Annotated in this window: 27 protein-coding genes and 1 tRNA gene; 12 read left to right on the top strand and 16 right to left on the bottom strand. The window is 68.2% G+C overall.

From position 1 onward, the window contains the following. Positions 1 to 85 precede the first annotated feature (85 nt). Both NO998_RS05095 and NO998_RS05090 read right to left on the bottom strand, forming a co-directional pair. On the bottom strand, positions 86 to 460 hold the full coding sequence (locus NO998_RS05095; RefSeq protein ID WP_267645987.1) for a Zn-ribbon domain-containing OB-fold protein: 375 nt from the start codon (positions 458 to 460) through the stop codon (positions 86 to 88). Beyond that, positions 457 to 1635 (bottom strand): thiolase domain-containing protein, encoded by a 1179-nt coding sequence (locus tag NO998_RS05090; RefSeq protein WP_267645985.1) that lies wholly within the window; start codon positions 1633 to 1635, stop codon positions 457 to 459. The genes NO998_RS05095 and NO998_RS05090 overlap by 4 nt, the downstream gene beginning before the upstream one ends. A 134-nt stretch (positions 1636 to 1769) precedes the next feature. On the opposite strand from NO998_RS05090, the gene NO998_RS05085 reads away from it, so the two are divergent. Further along, positions 1770 to 2963, top strand: coding sequence for a pyridoxal-phosphate dependent enzyme (locus NO998_RS05085; RefSeq protein ID WP_267645984.1), 1194 nt, complete (start codon positions 1770 to 1772; stop codon positions 2961 to 2963). 30 nt (positions 2964 to 2993) lie between these two features. Here the strand turns inward: NO998_RS05085 and NO998_RS05080 are convergent, their stop codons facing one another. Further along, positions 2994 to 3308 (bottom strand): hypothetical protein, encoded by a 315-nt coding sequence (locus tag NO998_RS05080; protein ID WP_267645983.1) that lies wholly within the window; start codon positions 3306 to 3308, stop codon positions 2994 to 2996. A gap of 194 nt (positions 3309 to 3502) precedes the next feature. Here NO998_RS05080 and NO998_RS05075 point away from each other — a divergent pair, with 194 nt between their 5' ends. Beyond that, positions 3503 to 4495 carry an NAD-dependent epimerase/dehydratase family protein gene (locus NO998_RS05075; RefSeq protein ID WP_267645982.1) on the top strand — a complete coding sequence of 331 codons (993 nt, stop codon included), beginning with the start codon at positions 3503 to 3505 and terminating at the stop codon, positions 4493 to 4495. Positions 4496 to 4525: 30 nt separating this feature from the next. On the opposite strand, the gene NO998_RS05070 is transcribed toward NO998_RS05075, so the two are convergent. Next, the gene (locus tag NO998_RS05070; protein ID WP_267645981.1) at positions 4526 to 5221 is read right to left on the bottom strand and encodes an HD domain-containing protein; all 696 of its coding nucleotides are present in this window, start codon (positions 5219 to 5221) and stop codon (positions 4526 to 4528) included. A 171-nt stretch (positions 5222 to 5392) separates the two neighbouring features. On the opposite strand from NO998_RS05070, the gene NO998_RS05065 reads away from it, so the two are divergent. Together NO998_RS05065 and NO998_RS05060 are read left to right on the top strand one after the other, a co-directional pair. Continuing rightward, entirely contained in the window at positions 5393 to 6151 is a 759-nt protein-coding gene (locus tag NO998_RS05065) for an alanyl-tRNA editing protein (RefSeq protein WP_267645980.1), read from the top strand. A 57-nt stretch (positions 6152 to 6208) separates the two neighbouring features. After that, on the top strand, positions 6209 to 6592 hold the full coding sequence (locus NO998_RS05060; protein WP_267645979.1) for a DoxX family protein: 384 nt from the start codon (positions 6209 to 6211) through the stop codon (positions 6590 to 6592). Between the two features lie 35 nt (positions 6593 to 6627). On the opposite strand, the gene NO998_RS05055 is transcribed toward NO998_RS05060, so the two are convergent. From NO998_RS05055 to NO998_RS05045, 3 genes are all read right to left on the bottom strand, one after another. Further along, a complete protein-coding gene (locus tag NO998_RS05055) occupies positions 6628 to 8124 on the bottom strand; it encodes a sodium:solute symporter family protein (protein WP_345781125.1) in 1497 nt (498 codons plus the stop codon). 29 nt (positions 8125 to 8153) lie between these two features. Further along, complete coding sequence (locus NO998_RS05050) at positions 8154 to 8369, bottom strand: DUF3311 domain-containing protein (RefSeq protein WP_267645978.1); 216 nt, start codon at positions 8367 to 8369, stop codon at positions 8154 to 8156. A 195-nt stretch (positions 8370 to 8564) separates the two neighbouring features. After that, positions 8565 to 9554: a VOC family protein gene (locus NO998_RS05045; RefSeq protein ID WP_267645977.1), complete on the bottom strand. Its 990-nt coding sequence runs from the start codon at positions 9552 to 9554 to the stop codon at positions 8565 to 8567. A 196-nt stretch (positions 9555 to 9750) separates the two neighbouring features. On the opposite strand from NO998_RS05045, the gene NO998_RS05040 reads away from it, so the two are divergent. Further along, positions 9751 to 11547 (top strand): hypothetical protein, encoded by a 1797-nt coding sequence (locus NO998_RS05040; protein ID WP_267645975.1) that lies wholly within the window; start codon positions 9751 to 9753, stop codon positions 11545 to 11547. A 45-nt stretch (positions 11548 to 11592) separates the two neighbouring features. Here the strand turns inward: NO998_RS05040 and NO998_RS05035 are convergent. From NO998_RS05035 to NO998_RS05025, 3 genes are all read right to left on the bottom strand, one after another. Continuing rightward, positions 11593 to 11695 (bottom strand) — tRNA-Gln (locus tag NO998_RS05035). A gap of 46 nt (positions 11696 to 11741) precedes the next feature. After that, entirely contained in the window at positions 11742 to 12176 is a 435-nt protein-coding gene (locus NO998_RS05030) for a metal-dependent transcriptional regulator (RefSeq protein WP_267645974.1), read from the bottom strand. Beyond that, the gene (locus NO998_RS05025) at positions 12173 to 12670 is read right to left on the bottom strand and encodes a ferritin family protein (protein WP_267645973.1); all 498 of its coding nucleotides are present in this window, start codon (positions 12668 to 12670) and stop codon (positions 12173 to 12175) included. The genes NO998_RS05030 and NO998_RS05025 overlap by 4 nt, the downstream gene beginning before the upstream one ends. Positions 12671 to 12804: 134 nt before the next feature. On the opposite strand from NO998_RS05025, the gene NO998_RS05020 reads away from it, so the two are divergent. Beyond that, positions 12805 to 14016 carry an MFS transporter gene (locus NO998_RS05020; RefSeq protein ID WP_267645972.1) on the top strand — a complete coding sequence of 404 codons (1212 nt, stop codon included), beginning with the start codon at positions 12805 to 12807 and terminating at the stop codon, positions 14014 to 14016. Positions 14017 to 14047: 31 nt separating this feature from the next. Here NO998_RS05020 and sufD read toward each other — a convergent pair whose 3' ends face one another. From sufD to NO998_RS05005, 3 genes are read right to left on the bottom strand one after another with little or no spacing between them, the layout of a single operon-like run. Next, on the bottom strand, positions 14048 to 15262 hold the full coding sequence (gene sufD / locus NO998_RS05015; RefSeq protein ID WP_267645971.1) for a Fe-S cluster assembly protein SufD: 1215 nt from the start codon (positions 15260 to 15262) through the stop codon (positions 14048 to 14050). Further along, the gene (gene sufB / locus NO998_RS05010; protein ID WP_267645970.1) at positions 15262 to 16692 is read right to left on the bottom strand and encodes a Fe-S cluster assembly protein SufB; all 1431 of its coding nucleotides are present in this window, start codon (positions 16690 to 16692) and stop codon (positions 15262 to 15264) included. The genes sufD and sufB overlap by 1 nt, the downstream gene beginning before the upstream one ends. A 3-nt stretch (positions 16693 to 16695) precedes the next feature. Then, positions 16696 to 17601 (bottom strand): ABC transporter ATP-binding protein, encoded by a 906-nt coding sequence (locus NO998_RS05005; protein WP_267645969.1) that lies wholly within the window; start codon positions 17599 to 17601, stop codon positions 16696 to 16698. Positions 17602 to 17798: 197 nt separating this feature from the next. Here NO998_RS05005 and NO998_RS05000 point away from each other — a divergent pair, with 197 nt between their 5' ends. Further along, positions 17799 to 20171, top strand: a complete 2373-nt coding sequence (locus NO998_RS05000; protein ID WP_267645968.1) for a DUF2298 domain-containing protein — start codon at positions 17799 to 17801, stop codon at positions 20169 to 20171. Between the two features lie 10 nt (positions 20172 to 20181). On the opposite strand, the gene NO998_RS04995 is transcribed toward NO998_RS05000, so the two are convergent. The 3 genes from NO998_RS04995 to NO998_RS04985 all read right to left on the bottom strand — a co-directional run bounded on the left by NO998_RS04995 (position 20182) and on the right by NO998_RS04985 (position 23830). Then, a complete protein-coding gene (locus NO998_RS04995; RefSeq protein ID WP_267645967.1) occupies positions 20182 to 20469 on the bottom strand; it encodes a hypothetical protein in 288 nt (95 codons plus the stop codon). 91 nt (positions 20470 to 20560) lie between these two features. After that, entirely contained in the window at positions 20561 to 20827 is a 267-nt protein-coding gene (locus NO998_RS04990) for an HAH_0734 family protein (RefSeq protein WP_267645966.1), read from the bottom strand. Between the two features lie 99 nt (positions 20828 to 20926). Beyond that, positions 20927 to 23830 (bottom strand): PKD domain-containing protein, encoded by a 2904-nt coding sequence (locus tag NO998_RS04985; RefSeq protein ID WP_267645965.1) that lies wholly within the window; start codon positions 23828 to 23830, stop codon positions 20927 to 20929. Positions 23831 to 24218: 388 nt separating this feature from the next. On the opposite strand from NO998_RS04985, the gene NO998_RS04980 reads away from it, so the two are divergent. The 5 genes from NO998_RS04980 (at position 24219) to NO998_RS04960 (ending at position 26342) form a co-directional block, all read left to right on the top strand. Further along, positions 24219 to 24782: a hypothetical protein gene (locus NO998_RS04980; RefSeq protein WP_267645964.1), complete on the top strand. Its 564-nt coding sequence runs from the start codon at positions 24219 to 24221 to the stop codon at positions 24780 to 24782. A gap of 119 nt (positions 24783 to 24901) precedes the next feature. After that, a complete protein-coding gene (locus NO998_RS04975) occupies positions 24902 to 25183 on the top strand; it encodes a 50S ribosomal protein L44e (RefSeq protein WP_209489254.1) in 282 nt (93 codons plus the stop codon). Continuing rightward, a complete protein-coding gene (locus NO998_RS04970) occupies positions 25180 to 25353 on the top strand; it encodes a 30S ribosomal protein S27e (protein ID WP_267645963.1) in 174 nt (57 codons plus the stop codon). Before NO998_RS04975 ends, NO998_RS04970 begins: the two co-directional genes overlap by 4 nt. Positions 25354 to 25359: 6 nt before the next feature. Beyond that, positions 25360 to 26154, top strand: coding sequence for a translation initiation factor IF-2 subunit alpha (locus NO998_RS04965; RefSeq protein WP_267645962.1), 795 nt, complete (start codon positions 25360 to 25362; stop codon positions 26152 to 26154). Then, the gene (locus tag NO998_RS04960) at positions 26151 to 26342 is read left to right on the top strand and encodes an RNA-protein complex protein Nop10 (protein ID WP_267645961.1); all 192 of its coding nucleotides are present in this window, start codon (positions 26151 to 26153) and stop codon (positions 26340 to 26342) included. The genes NO998_RS04965 and NO998_RS04960 overlap by 4 nt, the downstream gene beginning before the upstream one ends. The last annotated feature ends 44 nt before the right edge of the window (positions 26343 to 26386 follow it).

Below are 26386 nucleotides of genomic sequence, written 5' to 3'. Positions count from 1 at the left end.
GTACCGCAACGACGAAGAACTCGACTGCGAGTCTTGGCGGCGACGACCTCCCGACCCCGGACGCGGGGAGACCCTCTCTGGCCGGTCAGACCGGTCGCAGGACGAGCACGTCGTCGCCGGTGGTCTCGCTCGCGCCGACGTCCGGTTCGACTTCGTCGCCGATCTCGACCGCGCCGGTAGGGGCGTCGACGACGATACCGGTCACCCGCGCCGGGCCGAAGTCCACGACGGCGGTGTCGTAGGGCGCGTCAGACTCGAACGACGGCGCGGCGACGTGGACGGTCGTGATCGTCTCGACGGTCCCCGATTCAGGGAGCGCCTCCTCGGAGAACGCCGTCGAGCCACAGTCCGGGCAGATGCGCCGCGGCGGCAGGTGGCCATGGCCGTTCGCACACTCGACGTAGTAGCCGTCGTCGGCGACGAAGGCGTGGAGCCACTCGTCGAAGCCGGCGTCGCTCATTCCGCCACCTCCAGCACGTGAACTACTGCAGAGGCCACCGTCCCACCCGCGTTGTGGGTGACGCCGACCTCCGCGTCGGCCACCTTGTCGCTGTTGGGGTGGTCACCACGGAGAATCCGGGCCATCTCGGCGATCTGGGAGCCGCCGGTCGCGCCGACGGGGTGACCCTTGGCCTTGAGGCCGCCGGAGAGATTGACCGGCAGGTCGCCATCGGCGCGGGTCTCCCCGCGGCGGGCGGCGCCGAGTCCCTCGCCGGGGTCGTAGAAGCCGAGCGACTCGATCGCCAGCACCTCGGCGATGGTGAAGCAGTCGTGGACCTCCGCCACATCCACGGCGTCGGCGTCGATGCCGGCGTCGTCGTAGGCCATCGCCGCCGCGTCGTCGGCGGCAGGCGTGCGGGCGAGGTGCTCTCGATCTTGGAGGGCCATGCGGTCGGCGCCCTGTCCCGTCCCGACGACCGCGACTTCGGCGTCGAGGTCGTGATCGGCGGCGTACTCCTCGCTGACGAGCAGGACCGCCGAGGCGCCGTCGGTGATCGGACAGCAGTCGAACAGCCCGAGGGGTTCGGCCACTGGGGGTGCGTCGAGAGCCTGCTCGACGGTGAGTTCGCGCTGGTACTGGGCGTACTCGTTGGGGATCGCGTTGTCGTGGTTCTTCGAGGCGACGTTCGCGAGGTCGGTCTTGAGGTCGGCCTCGTCGATGCCGAAGCTGTCGGCGTAGGCCTCCGCCATCAGCGCGTAGGCCGCGGGGAAGGTCACGCCAGCGCGGACCTCGAACAGTTCGTCGGCGGCGATCGCCAGCGACTCCGTGACTTCGGGGGTGTCGTGGTTGGTCATCCGCTCGACGCCGCCGGCGAGCACCACGTCGGCCTCGCCGGATCGGACGGTCCGGACCGCCTCGCGGACGGCGACGCCCGCCGAGGCGCAGGCCTCCTCGTAGCGCGTCGCCGGGCAGGAGAGGCCGGCGGCCTCCCCGAGCAGCGGCGCCAAGTGTCCCTGTCCCTCCGAGAGCGGGCCGGCGAAGTTGCCGACGTTCAGTTGTTCGACGTCGTCGAGCGGGACGCCGGCGTCCTCCTTCGCGGAGAGCGCCGCCTCCGCGAACAGGTCGCGGCCGGTTCGTTCTGGGTGCGAGCCGAAGTGGGTCAGCCCCACACCAGCCACGCGCACGCCTGACATGGCTTGGGGCTTGGGCGGGTCCGGCTAAAGGGCTGCCGGAGTCGCTGTCGTGGGGGCCTGATCCGTCGGGCGGCCGACGGCGGCGACGACGGCGTTCCGGCAAGCCCTTCCCGGCCCCGCCCCATCGTCGGGCCATGTTCAGCGACGCGTTCGTCGGACTCGCCTGCACCGACTGCGACGCCACTCTCGCGGTGGACGACACCGACCCCGAAGCCATCGCCGGCGCCGGCCCGTGCCCGGACTGTGGCGCGCCCCGCGTGCCGGAGTACGACCTCGACGCCGTCGACGCCGAATCGGTCCGAACGGGACTGCGGGCGTGGGACCGCGACACCGTGCTTCCCTTCGACGCCGAGACGGCGCTCACGGCCGCGGAGGGTGGCACCCCGAGCGTCGACGCCCCCCGGATCGCCGACGAACTCGGCGTGGGGCGCGTCGAGATCAAGGACGAGTCCCGGAACCCTACCGGCTCGGTGCTCGACCGCGGCCTCTCCGTCGCTGTCACGGCGGCCGCCGAATCAGGGGCGGACCTGATCGCCTGCGCGTCTCCGGGCAACGCCGGACAGTCGATGGCGGCCTACGCGGGACAGGCCGACCTGCGTTCCTACTCGTTCGTCCCGACGCGCTCGCCGTTCTCGAACAAGGCGATGGTGAACGTCCACGGCGGGGACATGAAGGTCGTCCCCGGCCGCCTCGGTGACGCCGTCGAGTCGCTGGCGACCGAACTGGTGTCGGACTACCTCGACCTCGGGGCCTTCGCCAGCCCCTATCGCCACGACGGGCTGAAGACGGTCGCCTACGAACTCCTCGCGGACCGAGACTGGGACGCGCCGGACGCCGTTATCCTCCCCGCGAGCACGGGCGAACTGGTCGTGGGCGTCGTCGACGGCCTGCGGGAGTGCGTGGAACTGGGACTGATCGACGACCTTCCGCCCGTCTACGCCGTCCAGCCGGCGGGCTGTGCGCCGATCGCGGCCTCGTTCGATGTCGGGAAGGGGGAGACCGAACCGTGGGAGACCCCCGACACCATCGTCGGCGAACTGGAAGTGGCCGACCCGCCGGGCGGCGCGCTCGCCCTCGCGGCGATCCGGGAGACCGACGGCGCGGCGCTGACCGTGGCGGACGACGAGGCGCTGGAGAGCGCGGTTGCGGTGGCGTCGACCGAGACCGTCGAGGTGGGACTGGCCGGCGGCGTCGCCGCTGCGGGGCTCTGGGCGCTCGCGGAAGACGGCACCCTCGGCGCCGACGACGAGGCGGTCGTGCTCAACACCGAGGCGGCGACGAAGGCCCCGGACGTGCTCCGGAGCCACCTGATGGGCCAGGGCGTCTGACCGGGCGGTTCCGTACCGACCGGGGCGGCGTCAGGACTGAAGCAGCGCCCACTCGGTGTCTGAGACCTCGATCCGGGCGGCTTCCTCGCCGTCGGCGACCGCGCGGAACACGAACTCCCCGTCCTCGCGTTCGACTTCGATCCCGACGCTGCTGGCGTCGACGGTGAACCGCTCCTCGATGCGGTCCGGTCCCTCGTCGTCCCCGCGCTCGGCCGTCACGTCGTAATCGCCGTAGGCCAGTTGGGTGGTTGTCTCGACGAGTCCGTCGTCGTCGATCAGGTCGGCGTCGATCCCGTCGTGCCTGCTGGTCTCCCGGACGACGAGGATGTACGTCTCCATCGGCATGGTGCCGTGGTTCGGGGGCCCGTGGGAAGAAGACGGCGGCCGAACTGTCGGATTTCCCGTGTTCCCGGCAGAACGGCGCCGTGGCAGGGCCGGGGCGCTCCCGGCCAAGGGCTCCCCCAAGCAGGAGCGAACGAACCCCGGAACGTCCGGCCGGCTTCCGGGACGCTTTCCCCTCCCCCCTCCAACCCCGAGCCATGTCCGACAGCGCGCTGATCATCGGCGGCACCCGCTTCATCGGCCGCCACACCGTCGAGGAACTGCTCGACCACGACTACCACGTCACGATCTTCAACCGCGGCAACCACGACAACCCCTTCGCCGACCGCGAGGGCGTCGACCACGTCGAGGGCGACCGCACCGACGAGACCGACCTCAAGGCCGCGAAGCTCTCCGTCGAACCCGACATCGTCATCGACTGTGTCGCCTACTACCCCGCCGACGTGGCCATCGCCACGGACATCTTCTCGGACGTGGACGGCTACGTCTACATATCCTCGGGCGACGCCTACGGCGAGGAGTGGATCCCCAAGCGCGAGGGAACCACGCCGATGCGACCCTGCACCGACGAGCAGGCCGTCGACGACTCGGGGGAGACCTACGGCAACCGCAAGGCCGAGGGGGACCGCGAGATCGTCGCCGCCGCCGACGACGGCGTGAACGCGATGTCCGTCCGGCCCTGCATCGTCTACGGGCCCTACGACTACACCGAGCGGATGGACTACTGGCTCGACCGCGTCGACAACCACGACCGCGTCGTCGTCCCCGGCGACGGCCAGAACCTCTGGCACCGCGCCTACGCGGCCGACGTGGCCCAGGCGCTCCGCGTCGTCGCCGAGGAGGGCGAACCGGGCGAGTTCTACAACGTCGGCGACCAGCGCGCCGTCACCCTCGAAGAGATGCTCGGCCTGATCGCCGACGCGATGGACACCGAGGTCGAGGTCGTCCACGCCGGCAAACACGAACTCGGCGCCGCCGACCTCGAACCCGAGGACTTCGTGCTCTACCGGGACTACCCGCACCTGCTGGACACGAACAAGCTCGCCGACCTCGGCTGGGAGTCGACGCCGCTCGACGAGGCGATGGCTCGAACCGTCGAGGAACACCGCGAGAGCGATCGCGACGGGAGCGAGTACGACCCCGGCCGTGAGAACGAAGAGGCGGTGCTGGACGTACTGGATACGCTCTAGAACGGAACCGAACGCGGCGTGTCGGGCCGCTCAGAACTCCATCGACCGGCTCTCGGGGCTGATCCCCGCGACCTCCTCTTCCAGCCACTCGCGGAACCACTTCACCCGCTTGAGCCGCTGGTGACCGATCGACTCGGCGGTGTCGCTCTCGACGCGCTCGGTGTGTTCCTTCCCGCGTTCGAGCACGCGGTCGACCATCTCCGCGGCGTCCATGTGGGTCCGGGCCTCGTAGCCCATGCGCAGGAGCATCAGCACCGTCCCGTTGGCGCCGACCTTGTCCAGCACGTCGGCCTCGATCAGGCACTGCGTCTCCAGCGACACGTCCGAGAGCGGCCCCTGGTAGGAGTGGTCCGAGACGACGTTGCAGACCTCGTCGATGAACGAGTCCGGGAAGTCCCCGCGGCTCGTCAGGTACTCCCGGGCGACCCGGGCGCCGGCGTCGGCGTGGCGGTCCTGTTCGGCTTCGAGTTTGGACACGTCGTGGAAGACGGCGGCGACACGGACGACGTGGACGTTCGCGCCCTCCGCCCGGGCGATGTCGGTGGCGATCTCGACGACGTTCCGGATGTGGTTGAAGCGGTAGTCCGCGGAGTGCCACGGGTACCAGCGCATCCGACCGCCGTCGTCCTCGCTCTCGACGCTTGCGGCGAGGTAGTCGTGAACGAACTCCTCCATCGCGGCGAACTCCTCGGCGGAGACGGGCGCATCCCTTATTTCGACGCCCACGGCCCTCCCCTCGACTCGGTCGTTCGGCTGTCGTGTTTCATTGCTTGAGAAGAGGCTCGTTTCGCTCTTAGTCGTTACGGGACCGGGAACACAGAGCTTCGAGCGGCCGCAAGGCCCGACGACGCTGCCGCCGACCGAACCGTTAGGTGCCCCGGCGTGCTCCGACCCACCATGACCGAGCAGCTCTACCTCGACGACTCGACGGTGCGGGAGTTCGAGGCGACCGTCGAGCGGACAGTGAGCGACGACCGCGTCGTCCTCGACCGAACCCACTTCTACCCCGAGGGCGGCGGCCAGCCGGCCGATCACGGCACCATCCGCACCGACGACGGCCGCGAGTGGCACGTCGTCGACGTACAGAAACACGACGGGATCCACCACTATCTCGAACCCGGGGCCGGCGTCGACGGGGACGGCGCCGACGCGCTCCCCGAAGCCGGCGCGACGGTCACGGGCGAACTCGACTGGGAGCGCCGGTACAGCCACATGCGCTACCACACGGCCCAACACCTGCTGTCGGCGCTGCTCCTCGACGAGTTCGACGCCGAGACCACCGGGAATCAGGTTCGGGACTACAAAGCAACGCTCGACTGTGCCTACGAGCGCTTCGAGGAGGACGACCTCCGGCGGATCGAGGACCGCATGAACGAACTGGTCGACGACGCCCGGCCCGTGGAGTGGTACGTACTCGACCGCGAGACCGCCGAGGACGAACTCGACCCCGAGCGGACGCGGCTGGCGCTGCTACCCGACTCGATCACCGAGATCCGGATCGTCGAGGTCGGTGGGGTAGGCGACGACGAGCCGTTCGACCGCACTGCCTGTGCAGGGACCCACGTCTCCAACACCGAGGAAATCGGCGAGGTCACCGTGACCGGCCGGGAGACGAAGGGAAGCGAGGAGGAGCGACTGACGTTCGAACTGGCCTGACCCGGCCCATCGTCGCCGCAGACACGCTTTTGGGGGTACCGACGGAAACCGTCAGCCATGACGGACGACGACCGCTCGCTCTCGCGGCTTGGACGGATCGCACTCGGTCTCGGGCTCGCGCTGCAGGCCTTCGAGGACTTCCGGGACATGGACGACACCATCGAGTACGCCGAATCCGCGGGCGTGCCGATGCCGGAGACGCTCGCGCCGCTGGCGTCGGGGACGATGTTCGCGGCGGGGTTGGGAATCGCGCTCTGGAAGCTCCCCCGGCTGGCGACCGGCGCGGCGGCGACGTTCCTCGCCGTCGTGACGACGACGATGCACGACTTCTGGAACGCCGAGGAGGGGGAGGGCGGCGGCGACCGGCTGGCCTTCTTCGGCAACCTCGCGATGTTCGGCGGCGTACTCGTGTTCCTGCGCGAGGCGTGGCGGCGGGACTGAGCGGGCGGAGTTGAGGCGGGAAAACGGGACCGCGCTCAGTCGTCGGTCTCGCTCGACCCACCGAGGACGGCCGGCCGTTCTGCGGGTGCCGGCGCCGTGACCGCCGAGACGCCCACGACCAGCACAAGCCCGACGACCATGCCCGCGATAGACGACGACCACCCCGCGAAGCTTTCCATCACCCCCGGGACGACGACGCCAAGCACCGTCGTCGTCTCGCCCGCGGCGGGCGTGAACGTCGTGACCATGTAGAACAGCTGACTGCCGAGCAGCCCCGCGACCATCCCCGAGAGCGTCGTCCGCTGCCAGTAGAGCGCGACGATCACCGGCGGCGCCAACTGCGCGAAGCCGCCGAACGCCGTGTCGCCGATGACGAACAGCGAGGGTGGGTTGTAGAGGCTCGCGAGGAACGCCAGGGTCGCGAAGACGGCGACGCCGACGCGGGCGATGAGGTCCTCGCGGCGCGCGCTGGCGGCGTCGTTGATGAACGGCCGGTAGAGATCCCGCGTGAAGTACGACGACCCCGAGAGCAGCATCGAATCCGAGGAGGACATCATCGCCGCCATCGCGCCGGCGACGACCAGCGCGGCGAACCACGTCGGCGTGTACTCCGCGAGCACGCCCGGGAGGATGTTGCCGCTCTCGGGCATCGGCACGCCCAACCCGGCGGCCCACGCGCCGAGCATGAACGCCGGCACGAACAGGAGGAGGACGACCAGCGGCCAGAGCGCCATCGTGCGCTTGAGCACCTTCTCGGAGTTCGCGACGAAGAAGCGCTGGTTCACCTGCGGGAACATGGCGACGCCGAAGGCGATCCCGATGGCCTGTGAGAGCATCCACGGGGCCGAGTAGACGCCACCGCCCAGCGAGAGGAACTCGGGGTTCGACGACGCCAGCGCGTCGGTGGCGGCGCCGATGCCGCCGACCGAGCCGAGCACCCAGACGAACGCCGCCCAGACCATCGTGAGCATGAACAGCCCCTGGAGCGTGTCGGTCCACGCCACGCCGCGCATCCCCGAGAGGACGACGTAGCCGATCATGAACACGGTGATCAGCCCCGCGCCCGCCCAGTAGGGAACCGCGCCGTTGGTCAGCGCCGAGAGCGCGCCGCCGGCACCGACCTGCTGGAGCATCACGTACGGGAACAGCCAGAACAGCGAGATGCCGGCGACCAGCGCCCGCAGCCTCGGCGAGCCGAACCGGTCGCCGAGCATCTCTCCCAGCGTGACGTAGCCGTGTTTCTTCCCGACCAGCCACTGCTTGTAGCCGACGACGTACCAGAGCACGCCGAAGATCAGCCCGTCCATCAGCCCCATCACGAGGATCCACTCCGGCCCGTTCGCGTAGGCGATGTTCGGGCCGGCGAAGAACGTAAACGCCGACAGCAGCGTGGCGAACGTCGTGAACAGCAGGACGACGGTCCCCAGCGTGCGCGAAGCGAGGTAGTAGTCCTCGGCAGTACGGTCGGTCAGTCTGTAGGCCACCAACCCCACGCCGAGGGTGACGATGAGGTAGGCGACGACGATGCCCATCTGGATAGCGACGGCCGACTGCAGGGGGATCACGACGACATCCCCCCCATCCAGACGCCCCAACCGTAGCGGGTGAACACGGCGAAGACGGCCGACGCGAGCACCATCCAGCCGACGTGCCACCAGAGCCAGACCGGGAGTCCGGCGGCGACCGTCGACACGTCCCAGAGGAACCACGGGACGGCCAGTGACAACAGGAGCGCGAACACCACGCCCCACACGAGCGAGTCGGTTCGATCCGGCATGATGGAGGCTCGTTGCCGCCGAACTGTGAAAACTGTACCGGGTATTCGAACAAGCTCGATTTTCGAAGAGAATTCTTCTTCACTCACGGCGTCGAACACGATCAGTCGTCGGCCCCCGGCGCGTGGATAGCGCCGCCGGTGTCGACGTTCACGTCGGCGAGAAAACGGGGGGTGGGGAAGAGGGTCGCTGCGAGCTCAGTCGTCGGCTTCGGCTGTCTCGGCCCGCGGGATCGTGACGTCCGGGAGCCCGGCCTCGATCTGGTCACGGCGGGCCTCGAACTTCCCGGGGAGCACGAGTCGCCCGCCGAGGTCGTCGAGGGGTTCGTCGCTGTCGTAGCCCGGGCCGTTGGTCGCCAGTTCGAACAGCACGCCGGCGTGCTCGCGGAAGTAGACCGAGCGGAACCAGTGGCGGTCGACCTGTGCGGTGGGGTTGAGTCCGCGCGAGCGGACGGCCTTCCGCATCGCTTCCTGATCGGCGTCGGTCGGCGTCTGGAACGCGACGTGGTGGACGGTGCCGTGGCCGTTGCGGCCGCCCTGAATCGTCGGCAGCACGTCGACGTACTTCCCGACGGGGCCCTCGGCGGCGAAGCGAGTTCGCTCGTCGCCGGGGGTGTCACCCTCGGCCTGCTCGGTGCCGAGGCGCTCGAACCCCATCGTTTCCAGCAGTTCCTCGGTCGGGTCGGGGTCGGCGAGCCAGAGCGTCACGGAGTGGAAGCCGCGGATGGCGGCGTCGGCCGGGACGAACTCCGTCCACGGCGTCGTCGGGTCGTCGGCGCCGATGTCGCTCTCGACCAGTTCGACGGGGAGGCCGTCGGGGTCGCGCAACGGCAGGACGGTCTCGCCGAACCGCTCGACCCGGTCGTCGTAGTCGACGCCGTGGTCGTCGAAGCGCGACTCCCAGTAGTCGAGGCTCCCCTCGGGGACCCGGAACGCGACCCGGGAGACCTGCCCGGAGCCGATCTTCCCCTGCGAGAGGTGTTCCCACGGGAAGAACGTCATGCTCGTCCCCGGCGTCCCCTCGGCGTCGCCGAAGAAGAAGTGGTACGTGCTCGGGTCGTCCTGATTGATGGAGCGCTTCACGAGTCGCATCCCGAGCGTCTCGGCCCAGAAGTCCATGTTGCGCTGCGGGTCGCCGGCGACGCACGTGACGTGGTGGATGCCCGGCGTCGGTGTTGGGTCAGCCATGGCCGTGAATAGGCGCCGGAGGGACTTGAGTTCGCGCTGACGTGAGTGTTACCGCGGGGCTCGCGGCGAGCGCGGCGGCAGCGGCGACCCGACTCCGGCCCGTATCCCGAAAACGGGGTTTTCGAGCCCACTATTGCCGGTGTTCGGTCGGTAGGAGCGTACTACCCTATATACGTTGCCGACGTACCAGCTACCGATGGACGCGAACAGCCAGCCGACCACCGGGACAGCGGACAGCCCCCAGAGCACCCTCCACACGACGCGTCGACGCGTCCTCGCGGCGAGCGGAGCGGTCGCGCTGTCGGGGCTGGCCGGCTGTGCCGCCCTCGACGGCGTGTTGAACCGCGCCGCCGACGCGGCGCTGGGAACCACCTCGGCGTCGCCGGCCGCGTTCTACAGCGGCGACCCGGCCCTCTGGGCCGATCAGTCGGACGGGGAGCGCCAGCACCTCCCCAGCGGCGCGACCGAGGTCCGCTACGTGCCGGCGGGGCTCCGAGCCCGCGGCCAGCGCGTCGACCTCGACGGCTGGATTACCAGCACGACCACGCGGGCCCAGAACCACAACTCCTCGCGCTCGAACAGAACCCAACCGATCTGGGTACCTGACCTCGACGGCGACGGCTACGACGACGCCGCGAGAACACTCGCGACGGTACTGGACATGGAGCGGGCGCTCTCGATCCACCTCGATTCGGCCATCGCGGCCGTCGACGCCCGGTCGGCAGCCGAAGCGACGGCCTCCCTCGACAGCTTCGTCGAGTGGGTCACCGAAGTCCGGGGGACGCTGGATCGCTGTGGCTCGGAGGTATGTGTGACCGTCCGCGAGCACGCCGACGGGCGACGCGACCTCGGGCGGTCGGCCCGCGACGCCGTCGCCGCCGCCGAGTGGGAGGAAGCGGCGAGTTCGCTCCGGGAGGCCCGGGAGATCGTCGACTCGGACCTGAAGCTCATCGGCGGCGACCTCGACAGCGACGGCGACGGCCTCGGGGACGGCACCGAGGACCTCTACGCCTACCTCGACGGCGACGGGACGATCGGCGAGCGCTTCGTCGTCAGCCTCCCCGACGCCCGGCTCCCGAACGACGGCCCCGCGCTGGCCGACGAGCTCACCCCGCGGCGGGTGCTCGACTACCTGATCGGCGAGCAGGGCGACGACCGCTGCGGGGAGATCGACGGCCCCGTGGTGGTCCACCGCGACCTCGCCTGCCGGAACCTCCTCACGGCGACGCTGGCCGAGGAGACGGAGAAACAGCGCCACGTCTTCGCGACCGCCGAGGAGGGTAGCGTCGTCGTCACCGGGGCGTGCCCCGCCGTGGAGGAGAGTCACGAGCTACTGCGCATCTCGACGGACGGGCGTATCGAGGCGCCGAGAACGCTCGGGTCGTGGGGCGACGAGCGGACCCAAGGTGGCGTCGCGGCCTCCGCGACGTTCGTCTGTCCGGTGCTCGCGACGCCGCCGGACTGCCCGTCCCCGATGCCGGCGCTGCTCTACGTGCGACGACTCAGCCACGACGATCAGTACCTCTACGCCGGCGGCTGGCTGCTCGACGACGGCGCGCTCTACGAGGACAGTGCGACGCTCCTCGTCGCCGACGGCCCCAACGTCCTCGCCGGCGTCACACGGTCGGACATCGAGGAGGGCGGGACTGATTTGGAGTCACTCGCCACGCGCCGGAAGCGCCCCGGCCGGGCGAAGTACGGCGACATCGTCCTGCGGAAGGCGTTCGCCCCCGACGAGGACGACGACGGCGACACGCTGCCGACGAACGTCCGCTCGGCCTGTCCGAGCGAGGGGCACAGCTACTGGGCCGTCCAGTCGCGGGCGGCGCTCGCCGACGGCGGCGGTGACTGCGACGATCAGGACCCCGACATCCATCCGGTCTGTGTCATCGGAACGCTCGATGCGCCGGTCCTCCACCTCGTCGACGCCGACGCGGCGTCGAACGACGTGAAGTTCAAAGCGGGTGCGGAGCTCTCGAAAGCGGTCAACTGAGCGCGGACGGGTCGCGCTGCTGGCCGGTCCAGTGAACCGAGAGGATAGTCCCGGGCGGATTCGAACCGCCGTCGAAGGCTGTCTCCCCCGCCCGGCGACGCCGAGCAGGTCCAAAGGCCCTCATGATTGGCCACTACACCACGGGACTGCACTCGGGAGAAGCGGGGCGCCGTACAAGAGTATTACCGTTCCGGTCAGTCCGCGCCCTGCTCACACGTCCCGGCGAGATAGCAACAGGCGTCGGCCTCGGCGTCGAAGCAGTCCGGACACTCGTCGGCGCGATCGATGATGGTGTCCAGTCGGTCGGCGACCGTCTCGTCGATCACCGGCTCCAGTTGGCGGGCTTCCTCGCGGAACTCCTCCACGGAGAGGACGTTCGCGAGGAAGCGCTCGATGATGCAGTACGTCCGGAGCGCGTCCTCCGCGCGGGCGATCCCGTCGTCGGTGAGCGAGACGCCCTTGTACTTCTCGTGTTCTGCGAGCCCGCGCTCCTCGAGCTTACCGATCATCTCGTTCGCGCTCGCGGGGCTCACGTCGAGTGAGTCGGCCACACGACCCGTCGCCGCGGGGCCGTCGTCGGTGCGCTGGACGAGGTAGATCGCCTTGAGGTACTGATCGGCCGTGTTCATTCCCGAGCCTCCATGATCCGCGTAACTTCTTCGACGCCCGCGGCCTCCTGGTCGCGGATCTCCGAGAGCACCCCGAGCAGGCGCTCGCGGTCGACCGAGAACTCGGCGTCGCTGGCGCCGATGGCGTCGATCAGGTCGTCGTAAAACTTGTAGGCCGTCTCCTCGTTACAGAGTTGGTCGTAGAGGACGCCGTCGAAATCCTCGGGCTTGGTCCGGCCGTAGCGGGCCTCGACCAGCGTCTCCACGTCGCCGAAGGGGATCGACTCGGCGTCGAGTTCGTCGACCAGTTCCTCCAAGCGCTCGCGGTGGCGGGCCGACTCCTCGGCGGCGTCGGCCAGGAGCGCCTCCACGTCGGCCTCGAGGTCGCGGTCCTCCTCGGCGAGACTTTGGTAGTGTCGGTACGCGCGTGCCTCGACCACTTCCTCGAGAACCACGCCGATCTGGAGCAGGCGGGCGAGTTGGTGGTCGGAGTCGACCCGCTGGTCGACGCTCACGGCGACCTCCCCCGGCTGGCGGCCGATACCGTGCTCATCAGTCCCGACTCTGTCAGGGAGGGACTTAAGCCCGGCCCTTCGCGGGGTTGGCCGGACCCGGAAGTCGGAAGCCCGCGGAGCACGAACGGCCGCGCGTGTCCTCCCGCGACCGGACCGCGCTCGCACTCGTCGTCTGGGCGGTGATGCTCTCCCAGACGCTGCTCTACCCCGGGGTCGACCGGCTGGTCGCCGCGATGGGGTTCGGGAGCGGGGACTACCTCGACGCCAGCACGTGGTTCCTCGCCGCCGAGTTCGCGGCGTTCGCCCTCGCCGCCGGCGTCTGGGGCGCCGCCAGCGACACGGCGGGCCGCCGCATTCCCTTCGTCGCCGCCGGCGCGGTACTCGGCGCGCTGGGCTACGGGGTGCTCGCCCTCCTCGGCCCGACCGGGCCGGCGTTCGAACTCGTTCTCCTCGTCCGGTTCCTCCAGGGGGCTGCGACCGTCGGCGCGTTCTCGCTCGCCATGTCGATGCTCGCCGACCTGGGCGAGGGGAACGGCCGAAACATGGGCGCCGCCGGCATCGCCATCGGCCTCGGTACCGCACTCGGTGCGCCCCTCGGCGGGCAACTCTACTCCGTCGGCCCGTTCGTGCCGCTCTGGACCGGCGCCGGCCTCCTGCTGCTGATCGGCGTCGCCACGTTCCTCGTCGCCGACCACGCCCCCGAGGGCGACCACGAGGGCGTGCGCGAGGCGTTCGGCGCGCTCCGGCGGACCCCGTCGCTCGCGGTCCCGTTCGCCTTCGGCTTCGCCGACCGGCTGACGGCGGGCTTTTTCGCGCTGGTCGGCACCGTCTACTTCCGCACCGCCTTCGACCTCTCGCCGGCCGAAACGGGGCTCACGCTCGCGCTGTTTTTCGCCCCGTTCGGCCTGCTGCAGTACCCCTTCGGCCGGCTTTCCGATCGCTTCGGCCGAACCGTCCCGATCGTCGCCGGCTCGGCGTTCTACGGGATCGTCGTGCTCGGGATCGGGGCCGCCGAGTCGGTGTTCCCCGCCCGGGGCGAGGCGCTGCTGGCGGTGCAGTTCGGGATGGTCGCCGTCGGCGTCCTCGGCGCGCTGATGGCGCCGGCGACGATGGCGTTGGTCGTCGACCTCGCGCCGACAGGGGAGCGCGGCGTCGCGCTGGCGGGGTTCAACATCGCCGGCAGTCTGGGCTTCCTCGCCGGCGTCGTCGGCGGCGGGTTGGTCGCCGACGACCTCGGCTACCCCGCGGCGTTCGGCTTCGCCGGCGGCGCCGAGGTCCTGCTGGCGCTGGTGGCGATCCCGGCGTTCCTCCGGCTCCAGATCCAACGCGAAAAGATGTTCAGTTAGGCCGGGAGAGCGGCCGGCGAGTCGCGGCGCCTCAGTCGAGGCGCTGCTGGACGAGTTCCTCGACGTCGTCGCGGAACTCCTCAACGGCGATCTCCTCGAGCACGGGCACGAAGAAGCCCTCGACGAGCATGTTGCGTGCCTGCTCCGGGCTGATCGCCCGCGAGGTCATGTAGAACAGGTCCTGCTCGTCGACCTGTCCGACCGTCGCGGAGTGGCTGGCCTCGGTGTCGTGGTTCTTGATGATCAGCTTCGGCGAGGCGTCGGCCTCGGACTCGTCTGAGAGCATCAGGGTGTTCTCACGCTGGTAGGACGAGGTGTCCCAGGCGTCGCGGCCGACGTCCTGCACACCCTCGTAGACCGAGCGGGCGGTGTCGTCGAGCACGCCGCGGGTCACGAGGTCCGCCGTCGTGTGCTCGGCGTTGTGCCAGACACGGGCGTTCACGTCGAAGTGCTGGTCCTCGTGGCCGAAAAAGGAGCCCACGATCTGGGACTCGCTGCCCTCGCCGTTGAGTTCCGTCTCCACGTCCGACCGGGTCATCTGGGTGCCGTAGTTGCCCTCGATCCAGTCGATGGTGGCGTGGTCGCCGGCGTCGCCGCGCTTGAGCGTGTAGCAGTAGGCGTCCGAGGAGAGGTCCTGCAGCGAGCCGAACTGGACGTTCGAGTTCGGGCCGGCAGCGACCTCGACGAGGTTGCTGAAGTAGCGGCCCTCGTCGTCCTCGGTGGGACCTTCGTCGCCGATGGCTTCGAGGATGGTGACGGAGGCGCTCTCCTCGGTCACCACGAGCGTGTGGCTGAACAGCGAGCGCGAGCGCATCTCGGTCCGGATCTTCACGTCCTCGGCGTCGACGCCCTCGGGGACGTAGATCAGCGTGCCGGTGGTGAACAGCGCCGCCGACAGCGCGGTGAGGTAGTTGGTCTCCGGGTCGAGCGTGGCGCCGAACTCCTCGCGGAGCAGGTCCTCGTGCTCGTCGAGGGCGGTCTCGAAGTCGAGCACCTCGATACCCTCATCGGTGACGCGCTCGGTCTCGTCGACCTGGTTCAGCGGGTCGACCAGCTTGCCGAACTGGAGCTCGGTGAGGTTGCTCCACCGACGCCCGGGCGTCTGGATCACGTCCGGCAGCTGTGCGTCCTCGAGCGCGTCGAGCGCGTCGAGGCGGCGTTCGAGCAGCCACTCGGGTTCGTTGCGGGCCTCGGAGAGTTCGCGGACGGTGTCCGCCGTGAGGCCCTGCTTGATCGTGGCGCTCATTATCCGAGGCTCCCCTCCATCTCCAGTTCGACCAGTCGGTTGAGCTCCACCGCGTACTCGATGGGGAGCTCCTCCGTGATCGGCTCGATGAAGCCGGAGACGATCATCTGCTTGGCGTCGTCGTCGTCGAGCCCGCGGGTCTGGAGGTAGAAGATGTCCTCGTCGCCGATCTTCCCCACCGTCGCCTCGTGGGCCACGTCGACCTTCGACTCGTTGATCTCCATGTACGGCATGGTGTCGGAGGTCGACTCGTTGTCGAACATCAGCGCGTCACACTCGACGGCCGTCGAGGAGTTCTCGGCGCCGTCGGCGATGTGAACGAGGCCGCGGTAGTTCGTGCGGCCGCCGTCCTTGCTGATGGACTTCGACTCGATGGTGGACTTCGTGTTCGGCGCGTTGTGGTAGACCTTCGCGCCGGTGTCGATGTCCTGTCCCTCGCCCGCGAAGGCGATGGTGATGTGGTTGTCCGACGCGCCCCGACCCTTCAGCACCGAGGAGGGGTAGAGCATCGTCGCCTTCGAGCCCATCGAGCCCGAAATCCACTCCATGCGCCCGTCCTGCTCGACGAGGGCGCGCTTCGTGTTGAGGTTGTAGGTGTTCTTCGACCAGTTCTGCACGGTCGAGTACTGGACGTGGGCGTTCTCGCCGACGTACACCTCGACGCCGCCGGAGTGGAGGTTGAACGCGGAGTACTTCGGGGCCGAACAGCCCTCGATGTAGTGGACCTCCGAGCCCTCCTCGGCGATGATGAGGGTGTGTTCGAACTGGCCCATCCCCTCGGAGTTCATCCGGAAGTAGGCCTGCACGGGCATGTCGACGGTCACGTCCTCGGGGACGTAGACGAACGAGCCGCCCGACCAGATGGCGCCGTGGAGCGCCGCGAACTTGTTGTCGCTGGGGGGGACACAGTCGGTCATGAAGTGCTCCTTGACGAGCTCTTCGTGCTCCTGGACCGCCTGGTCCATGTTCATGAACACGACGCCCTTCTCCTCCCACCGCTCCAGCATGTTCTGGTAGACGACTTCCGACTCGTACTGGGCGCCGACGCCCGAGAGGGCGTTCTTCTCGGCTTCCGGGATACCCAGCTTGTCGAAGGTGTCCTTGATCTCGTCGGGGAGGTCCTTCCAGTCGTCGACGCCGCCACGGGTCTCGATGTCCGGGCGGATGTACGGGACGATCTCGTTGATGTCCATCTCCGACAGGTCGGGCTGGCCCGGCCAGTCGGTCGGCATCGGCATCGCCTGGAACTGCTTGAGCGCGCGGAGGCGTCGCTCACGCATCCAGTCGGGCTCGTCCTTGTCGTCGGAGATCGCGTGGATCGTCTCCTCGGTCAGCCCTTTCTCCGCCGCGTAGGCGGCCTCGGAGTCCTTCTTGAAGTCGAAGCGCTCCTCGGTGTCGGTCGTTTTGAGGTGGTCCTGGTCTGAACTCATGGGTTATGCCGTCTCGTAGACCTGCTCGCGCACCCAGTCGTACCCCTTCTCCTCGAGCTCCTCGGCGAGCTCGGCGTCGCCCTCCATGACGACTTCGCCGTCGAGCATGATGTGGACGCGGTCGGGCTCGACGTAGTCGAGGATCCGCTGGTAGTGGGTGATCTGCAGGACGCCGGTGCCCTGCTCGTCACGCAGTCGGTTGATTCCCTGTGCGACGTCCTGCAGTCGGTCGATGTCCAGCCCGGAGTCGATCTCGTCGAGCACCGCGATGCTGGGTTCGAGGATCGCGGCCTGCAGGACCTCGTTCTGCTTCTTCTCGCCGCCGGAGAAGCCGGCGTTGAGGTATCGCTGGGCGAACTTCTCGTCCATGTCGAGCAGCTCCATCTTCTCGCTCAGGATCTGCTGGAACTCGGCGACGCCGACTTCGCCCTCGTCGGCGGGGCCCTCCATCGGGGAGGTATCGTAGCCCTCGTCCTCGTCTTCTGCCTCGGCCTCGTCGTCGTCCTCGAACAGCTCCTCGCGCTCTTCGAGCTTGGCGTTGAGCGCCTGACGGAGGAAGTTCGTCATGGTGACGCCCTCGATCTCGGCAGGGTACTGGAAGGCGAGGAAGATACCCAGTGCGGCCCGCTCGTTCGGTTCGAGGTCGAGCAGGTCCCACGTGAGTTCGTCCTCGTCGGCGTCGACGTCGGCGACGTCCTCGTCCTCGAGGTGGAGGTGGATCTCCCCATCGGTGACCTCGTAGGCCGGATGGCCGGCGATGACTTTCGCGGTCGTGGACTTCCCCGACCCGTTCGGACCCATCAGGGCGTGAATCTCGCCGGAGTTGACCTCCAGGTCGACCCCACGCAGGATGCGCTCCCCGTTCTCGGCGACTTGCGCGTGCAGATTGTTGATTTCGAGTGTTGCCATTCGTAGCCTCGTGCGTGTAGGTGGGCTCGTTACACCCATGAACGTTACGCATCACCCCCCGTGGGGTTTTTCCTTCGTGAATAATTCTTCGCATTTCAAAAACCGTCGGCGGGCGTGCCGGTGGGGGGCGATTTCGAGGGTGGGACTGCTGGAGCCACCCGAAAGGCGTTTCCGGCCGCGGACCGCTGATGTTCCCGATGCAGTATCTCGCCGTGCTCGTATGGCTCGTCATCTTCGCGGGGCTGGGAGTCCTTGGCTACCCGCTCGCGGCCCGGCTGTTCGGCCGGTTCCGGAGTGCGGGGGTCGGCTTCGCCCTCCCGCTTGCGCTGCTGACGGTCTGGCTGCCGGTGTACTGGCTGGGGAAACTCTCGTTCGGGCCGGCGACGGTGTTCGTGGGCGTCCTCGTCCTCGTCGGCGTCGCCGCCGCGCTCGGCCTCGACAGGGAGGCGCTCCGCGAGCGGGAGCTTCGAGTGGCGCCCGACCTCGCCGTGAACCGCCGTGCGATCGCCGAGGTGGCGACGGTGTTCGTCGCCGCGTTCTTCCTGCTGGTGGCGATCCGGTCGGCCGACCCGGCGGTCCACGCCGTGGGCGGCGAGAAGTACCTCGACTACGGGATGCTCCGGACACTCCTGCGCTCGGGGACGCTCCCGCCGGAGGACTTCTGGTTCGCCGGCGAACCGGTGGCGTACTACTACGGCGGCCACCTGCTCGCGGCGATCCTCACCTACCTGACCGGGACCGCCCCCGAACTCGCGTACAACCTCGCGCTCGCGGGCTTCTACGCAATGCTCGTGGCCGCGGCCTACGACCTCGCGTCGAACGTCGCCGCCGACAACGGCGTCGACCCCGTCACCGGCGGCGCGTTCGCGGCGTTCTTCGTCGGCTTCGCCAGCAACCTGGCGACGGTCGGACGGATCGCCCTCGGTTTCCTCCCGACCGGGCTTCGGGAGTCGCTCGCCCCCGGCATCGAGCCCATGCCGCTCTCGGGTGAGGGGTTCAGCTACTGGGACGCCAGCCGGGTGATCACCGACACCGTCGAGGGGACGACGTTCCCGACGATCAACGAGTTCCCGCTGTTCGCGTGGCTCAACGGCGACATGCACGCCCACATGATGGGCACGCCGTTCCTCCTGCTCGCTGCCGCGATCGGGTTCGCGCTCTACCGGACCCCCGCAGCCGAGCGTCGGCGCCGTCTAGGGCTGCTCGCGGTGGTTCCCCTGCTCGGCTTCTTCCAGATCGTCACGAGCACCTGGAGTTTCCCGTCGATCTTCGGGATCACCTACCTCGCGCTGGCGCTGAGCCCCGCCGGATCGACGATGCTGCTCCCCGACGGCGGCGTCGAACGGGTCCGTAGCGTCCGCGAACGGCTGGCCGACGAACTGGCCGGCGACGGGGACGCGTCGACGACCCGCCGCGCGGTCGATGAACTCGAACGGCTGCTCGTCCCCCTCGGGATCGTCGGCGGCCTCACGCTCGTCGCCGCCGCGCTGGCGCTCCCGTTCCTGACCCGCGCGACCGGCGGGAGCAGCCGAACGATCGAGTTCCTCCCCGCGGCGGCACGGAGCGGCGTGTTCGAACTGTTCGCGGTCCACGGGGCGTTCCTGCTCGTGTTCGGCCTGTTCCTCCTCTCACGGACCCGAACCGACCGGCAGTTCTCGCTGGTCGCCGCCGTGGGGGTCGTCGCCGCCGTCGCGCTCGTGCTCCCGCTCGACGTGCTGGCGTTCACGCTCCCGCTGTTAGTTCTCGGGTGGGCGCTCCTGCGCTTCGGCGACGTCGGCTACGAGACCGTGCTCATCGTCGCCGGCGCGGGGCTGGTGACCATCGTCGAACTCGTCTTCGTCAACGAGCAGGCCGGCCCGCTCCGCATGAACACGGTGTTCAAGGTGTACATGCAGGTGTGGGTGTTCTGGGCGGTCGGCGCGGGCGCGGCCGTCGCCGGGCTCTTCGCCGCCGCACGCGGCGCCGTCGGCGCCGCCGCCGACCGGGCGGAGGCGCCCATGAAGCGCGCACTCGGCAGTGTCGGCGTCGTCGCCGTCGTCCTGGTCCTTGTCTCGACCTCGCTCTACGGCGGCTTCGCGCTGACGGGGCACTTCGACACCGACCGCGATGCGACCCTCGACGCGACGGAGTTGCCCGACTGGCACGGCTACGAGGACGACGAACTCGCGGCGGTCGACTGGCTCGACCGAAACGCCGACGGGGAGACCGTGATCGTCTCGGCACCCGCGACCGGCAGCACCCCCGGGATGTACAGTTGGGAGTCCTCGATCGCGTCAAGCTTGACTGGCGTGCCCACCGTCGCCGGGTGGGCCCACGAGGTCGGCTACCGCGGCCCCGACGCCTACTACGGACGCGCCGAGGCGGTCGACACGTTCTACATGGGCACGCCCGAGCAGGCGGCGTCGCTGATCCGTGAGTACGACGTGCAGTACGTCTGGGTCGGCGCCGCCGAGCGCGGACGCTACGGGGGCGAACTGGTGAACTTCAACGAACGCCCGGGCTACGAACCGGTGTTCGTGCAGGGGAACGTCGTGGTGTACGAGGTCGACCGGGACGAACTGCCCCAGTGAGCGGGCAGCCCTACTCGCTCGGGGCGGCGTAAACTGTGACCGCTTCCGGGGTGAGGACGAGCGGATGGCCCCAGACCGAGAGCCGGAGGCGGAACACGGCGTCGCCGCGGACCAGTCGGTTGACGGCGTCAGTCGGGAAGCAGTCGTGGAGGCTTTTCTCGCGTTCGGTCACGTCGGCGTCGATGGCCTCGAATGCCATCACGATCGCTTCAACCGCGGTTTCCTCGGGACGCCGGGAGTAGGTGACGAGCCGATCGGTCAAGGGTGGACCACCGTGGTCGTGTTCGGAGGGCCCCATGGAGAGCGTATGGGGGCGCTTCGATAAAGCATCTCGTAGTCGGGTGAAAATAAACTGCGACGCGTCGGCACCGGTGGCGACGTTCGGCGCCTCAGACGTTCAGTGGGTTCTTCTCGCTGAGGACCTCGACGTCCTCGGCGTCGACGGCTTCGGTGTCGAGCCAGTGGGGGACGTACTGGCGCTTCTCGTAGGCCTCGCGCTCGTCCGCGGTGCCGACCGTACACCACATCTGGGGCTCGTCGGGGCCGTGCCAGTCGCCCTGCTTGGCCATGCCGAAACAGACCAGCTCCTCGCCGTCGACCTCGATGACGGCGTCGCGTCGGAACCCCGCGTCCCCGTGGACGATAAGCTGCTTCATGCGCACGAGGTTCGGTGGTTTGGTGCTTAATCGCTTCGGTCGCATACCGCGGAACACGGCATCGCGTCGCGTCTGAAAACGCCGACCGTCGAACGGAGGTCAGTCCCGTCTGAGCAGCAAGAGGGACAGCAGAAGCGCGATCAGACCGGTTCCGACCCCGAACCCAGGACTCACAACGCCCGTCTGGACGGCTGCGTCCGGGCTGACGGCCGTTACTCGAACGGGACCGATGGTCGTCGTTCGACGGGATTCGTTCTCCCCGGTCCCGATGTAGTAGACGGCCGTACCGGTGAGGTTGTACTCGCCAGGGCTGTTGAACTGGACTCGGAGGTTCAACGAGTCTTCACCGCCCGGCTCGATGTCGACGAACGTCGTGGCGCTGCTACTCGCTAACTCCGCGCCGCTGACTCCCGATATCCCCGCGCCGGAACCGGGGAGGTCGATGTCGAGCCGGACCCTGATCGGCACGTCAGCAAGCTCGTTCGAGGCGGTAAACCGGATGACCGCCTCGTCGCCGGTGGTGATGGTCCGTTGTTCGCTGGTGAGTTCGAAGGAGGCGCTCTGTTGGATCGTGACGACCCGACTGGTTTCGGCCGTGTCTCCGTTGGGCCCCGTGACCCGCATGACGACGACCTGCTTCCCGTTCTCGTCGAACGCCGTCGTCACCCGTTCGCCCGAGGCGTCGAACTCCCCGTCGTTGTCGAAGTCCCACTCGATCGTGGCGTCGTCGGCATCGGTCGACCCCGTGAGGACAACGTCCTGCCCGCTCCGGGGTTTGTCCGGCCGCCACTCGAACGAGGCGCTGGGTTTCACCTCCTCGACGGGGACTTGTTTCTCGACCCGCGTGGCCACTCCGAACTGATCGACGGCGACGAGTGTCACGTCCTTGGTCTCCCCGTCGCTGTACGCGTGTTCGACCTCCGGCCCCGTGGCGTCGAACTCGCCGTCGCCGTCGAAGTCCCACCGGAACGTCTCGATGTCGTCCTCCGAGCTGGCCGTGAACGTGATCGTCTCCTCGTCGATCGGGTCATCAGGGGAGAACTGCCAGGAGGCCGTGGGTGGTTCCCGAACGACGACGGTTCGTGTCGCGCTCCGCTCCTGTCCCGTCTCGTCGCGCACCGTCAGCGTCACGTCGTACTCGCCCGGCCGCCGGAAGCTTCGGGTGATCTCCGAGCCCTGAGCAGTGTCCCCGCCACCGATTGCCCACCGGTAGGCCGAGACCCGACCGTCGGGGTCGGACGACTCCGTGCCCGAGAGACGGATCTCTTGGCCGGTCCCGACTGTCTGGCCGGGTTCGAACGTGATCCGTGGCGTCGGTGGCTCACTCACGCCGACCGTCCGAGTGACGGATGCGGTTTTGCCACCGTTGTCGGTCACCGTGAGGCGCACTTCGTAGGCGCCCTTGCGCGGGAAGTCGAGCGTGACCGACGAGCCAGTCGCTTCACGCGCTCCCTCGACGTACCAGTCGTACTCAACAATCGATCCGTCCGGATCACTTGACGACGCAGCGTCGAGCGCCACGGATAGTCCCTCGGAGTCGGATTCCGCGACGACGAACGACGCATTCGGCGCTGGGTTCTCGACGGTGATCTGTCGGGTGGTGGTCCGCTCGACGTCGCCGTTGTCGGTGACGCGGAGGCCCACCGTGTAGGTCCCCTCCTCGTCGAAGGAGACCTGCGTCGTCTGCCCGTCGGCCGCGTCGTCGTAATCGCCGTAATTCCCGTCGCCGTCGGTGTCCCACTCGTACTCCACGATACTCCCGTCGGGATCGGACGAACTCGATGCGTCCAGTGTGATCGTGTCGTCCGGGTTCGGCGTCGACGGACTGAACGTGAACGCCGGCTCGGGCGGGGGGTTCTCCACGGTGATGCGTTTCGTGATCTCTCGGCTCTTGCCGCCGTTGTCGGTGACGCGGAGACCGACGGTGTAGGTTCCACCCTCTCCGAACGACACTTGGGTAGTCTGTCCGCTTGGGGCGTCGTCGTAGTCGTCGTAGTAACCGTCGCCGTCGGTGTCCCACTCGTACTCCACGATCGATCCATCGGAATCAGACGAACCGGACGCGTCCAGCGTAATCGTGTCGTCCGGGTTCGGCGTCGACGGACTGAACGTGAACGACGGTTCGGGTGCCGGATTGTCTACCGTGATGCGTTTCGTGATCTCTCGGCTCTTGCCGCCGTTGTCGGTGACGCGGAGACCGACCGTGTAGGTCCCACCTTCTCCGAACGACACTTGGGTGGTTTGCCCGCTTGGGGCGTCGTCGTAGTCGTCGTAGTAGCCGTCACCGTCGGTATCCCACTCGTACTCCACGATTCTCCCGTCGGAATCGGACGAGTCGGACGCGTCGAGGGTGATCGTGTCGTCCGGGTTCGGCGTCGACGGACTGAACGTGAACGACGGTTCGGGTGCCGGATTGTCTACCGTGATCCGCTTGGTGATCTCGCGGCTCTTCCCGCCGTTGTCGGTGACGCGGAGGCCGACCGTGTACGTGCCGCCCTCTCCGAACGAGACCTGCGTCGTCTGTCCGCTTGGAGCGTCGTCGTAGTCGTCGTAGTAGCCGTCGCCGTCGGTGTCCCACTCGTACTTGACGATGCTCCCGTCAGCATCCGACGAACCGGACGCGTCCAGCGTAATCGTGTCATCCGGGTTCGGCGTCGACGGGCTGAACGTGAACGACGGGTCGGGTGCCGGGTTGTCGACCGTGATTCGGACTCGTTCCGTGTCCGTGTTCCCCTCCGAGTCCGAAACCCGGACGCCAACGGTGTACGTCCCCCCCTCGTCGAACGATATCCTGGCCGTCTGTCCGTCGGAAGCGTCGTCGTAGTCGCCGTAGTAGCCGTCGCCGTCGGTGTCCCACTCGTACTCCACGATGTCGCCGTCCGAGTCCGTCGATCCACTCGCGTCGAGCGTAACGGTCTCGTCCGGGTTCGGCGTCGTCGGCGAGTACGAGAGCGACGCCGACGGTGGTGACGCCCCCAGCGCCACGGGTACGAATGAGACCACCAGAAGTGCAGTAAACAGGAGGAGAGCCGTCTTTCGGTGGTCCATTATGTCTCACATGGGGAATATCGTCACCCGGGAAAGACGTTTCGAACATCACGTTACCTGAACGCCAAGCGTTAAGTCACGAACACACTCAGGTGGCCTCGTGAGTCGAGACCAGACACGCTTTTCGCTCTTTCTTGTAGTCGTTATCGTTCTGTCCGTTCTTGGAACCCAGGCGGCGATCGGGGCACAAGGGAGCCAAGCAAACGTCGTCCAGACGAACAATACGACTGCGACGGCGACACCTACCGCGACGGTGGCACCCACCGCGACAGCAACGCCGACCGCGACGCCTACAGCGACACCGACCCAAACGCCCACTCGAACACCGACCGAAACCCCGGAAGTGACTTCCACCGCGGCATCGACGGCGACCGAGGCGGAGGCGTGTGACCCCGGCGACGACGACCCGTCTCTCTCCCAGTCACGGCTCTACGCTCCCGAGAAGACCCTCTCGGAGGGTGAACCAGGGGCTATCTCCGGCGGCTTCCAGGTCGATGCGACCGCGAACTGCGCGGTCGAAGTGTCGATCACGATGCAGGTGCCCAGCGGGATGCGGATCGAAGGGTCCTCGGACATCATGAGCGGTGGGGCGGGGCTGGTAACCGCTCAGTTCACCGTCAACCCCGGGAACATCCGAAGCATCCGCGCGAACGTCTACAGCGAGAACACCGGTGACCGGACGGTGACGGCCGACATCCAGTACTGGCCCGTCGGGCACCAAGACATGGCCAAGGAGATCGACGGGATCTCCATGAGCTTCGACGTACAGGAGCCGGTGACCGCGACGGAAGCACCGCAGGGTAGCCAGTCCGGTGACTCCTCCTCGGGTGTGAGCACGACGATGCTCGTCATCGGTGGACTGTCCGCGCTTCTACTGATCGCCGTCGTCGGACTGATCGCGAAGTAGGTGCGCTCAGCCCCGGAACGGCTTCCCTGCAGTACCGGGCCGGTGATGACGCGTCGTCGGACGAGACCAAACGGGTTTTAAGCGGTCCTCCCGAAGTCGCCGACAAGAGGCGAATATCCATGGAGATGCCACGCCGCATGAACACGTACTGTCCGCACTGTGACGCCCACCACGAACACGAGGTCGAGAAGGTTCGATCCGGCCGCCAGACCGGCATGAAGTGGGCCGCCCGCCAGCAGAAGCGCGGGAAGAAGGTCATCGGGAACACGGGTAAGTTCTCGAAGGTTCCGTCCGGCGACAAGCCGACGAAGAAGACCCACCTGAAGTACATCTGCTCGGACTGCAACAAGGCTCACATGCGAGAAGGATGGCGTACCGGCCGTCTGGAGTTCCAGGAATGACCGGGGACTTCCTGCAGGTCGTCTGTCCGGACTGTGAGAACGAGCAGGTCGTCTTCCAGAAGGCGTCCACGACGGTCAACTGTGCCGTCTGTGGCACCACGCTGGCGACGCCCACCGGCGGCAAAGCCGAACTCAACGGCGAGGTCGCCGACACTGTCGAGGCGCGATAACGCCTGATGGCGGGGAACGAGTGGCCCGAACCGGGTGAGCTCGTCGTCGGCACCGTCGACGAGATCGCCGACTTCGGCGTGTTCGTCGACCTCGAAGGCTACGAGCACCGCGGACTGGTCCACATCTCGGAGGTCGCCTCCGGGTGGATCAAGAACGTCCGCGACCACGTGAGCGTCGGCCGCACGGTCGTCGCCAAGGTGCTCGAAGTCGACGAGTCGGCCCAACAGGTCGACCTCTCGCTCAAGGACGTCAACGAACACCAGCGCAAGGAGACGATCCAGCGCTGGAAAAACCAGCAGAAAGCCGAGAAGTGGATGGAACTCGCCTTCGGCGAGGACCACGGCCGCGACGACGTGGTCGAGGCGCTGCTGGTCGACCACGACTCGCTGTACGACGCCTTCGAGGACGCCGCCATCCACGGGATGGAGGCACTCGAGGACGTCGACATCGACGACGACGCCGTCCAGGCGGTCGTGCAGACCGCCCGGGAGAACGTCTCGGTTCCGTACGTCAACGTGACCGGCTACGTCGACATCCGTTCGCCCGGTCCCGACGGCGTCGACGACGTGAAGACGGCGCTGCGTGCGGCCGAAGGCGAGGGCGACGACGACGTCCCCGAGGAGGTCGAACTGTCGGTCTCCTACGTCGGCGCGCCGGAGTACCGCATCGAGGTGCAGGCACCCGACTACAAGGTCGCGGAGTCCGAACTCGAGGACGCGGCGGCCCGCGCGAAAGCCGCCATCGAGGAACTCGGCGGCACCGCCGAGTACCACCGCGAACGCCGGGAAGACGAGGAATGACGAAATCGGACATCCGCGTCTGTTCGGCGTGGGAGTCCGCACACGAACGTCCCGTCTACACGCTTTCTTCGACCTGTCCCGACTGTGGCGCCGACGCGATCAACTCCGCGCCCGCGCCGTTCGATCCGGCGGACCCCTACGGCGCGTACCGGCGGCGGGCCCGCGACGAGGGGCCTGACACGTCCTGACAGGGCCCGTTTCGACGCACTTTACCCATCGGTGACCCATTCGC

The sequence above is a fragment of the Halolamina litorea genome, assembly GCF_026616205.1.
In the GTDB taxonomy this organism is placed as follows: Archaea; Halobacteriota; Halobacteria; order Halobacteriales; family Haloferacaceae; genus Halolamina; species Halolamina litorea.
The sequence above is the reverse complement of the archived record's forward strand: the minus strand, read 5'-3'. Positions and strand labels throughout refer to the sequence as shown.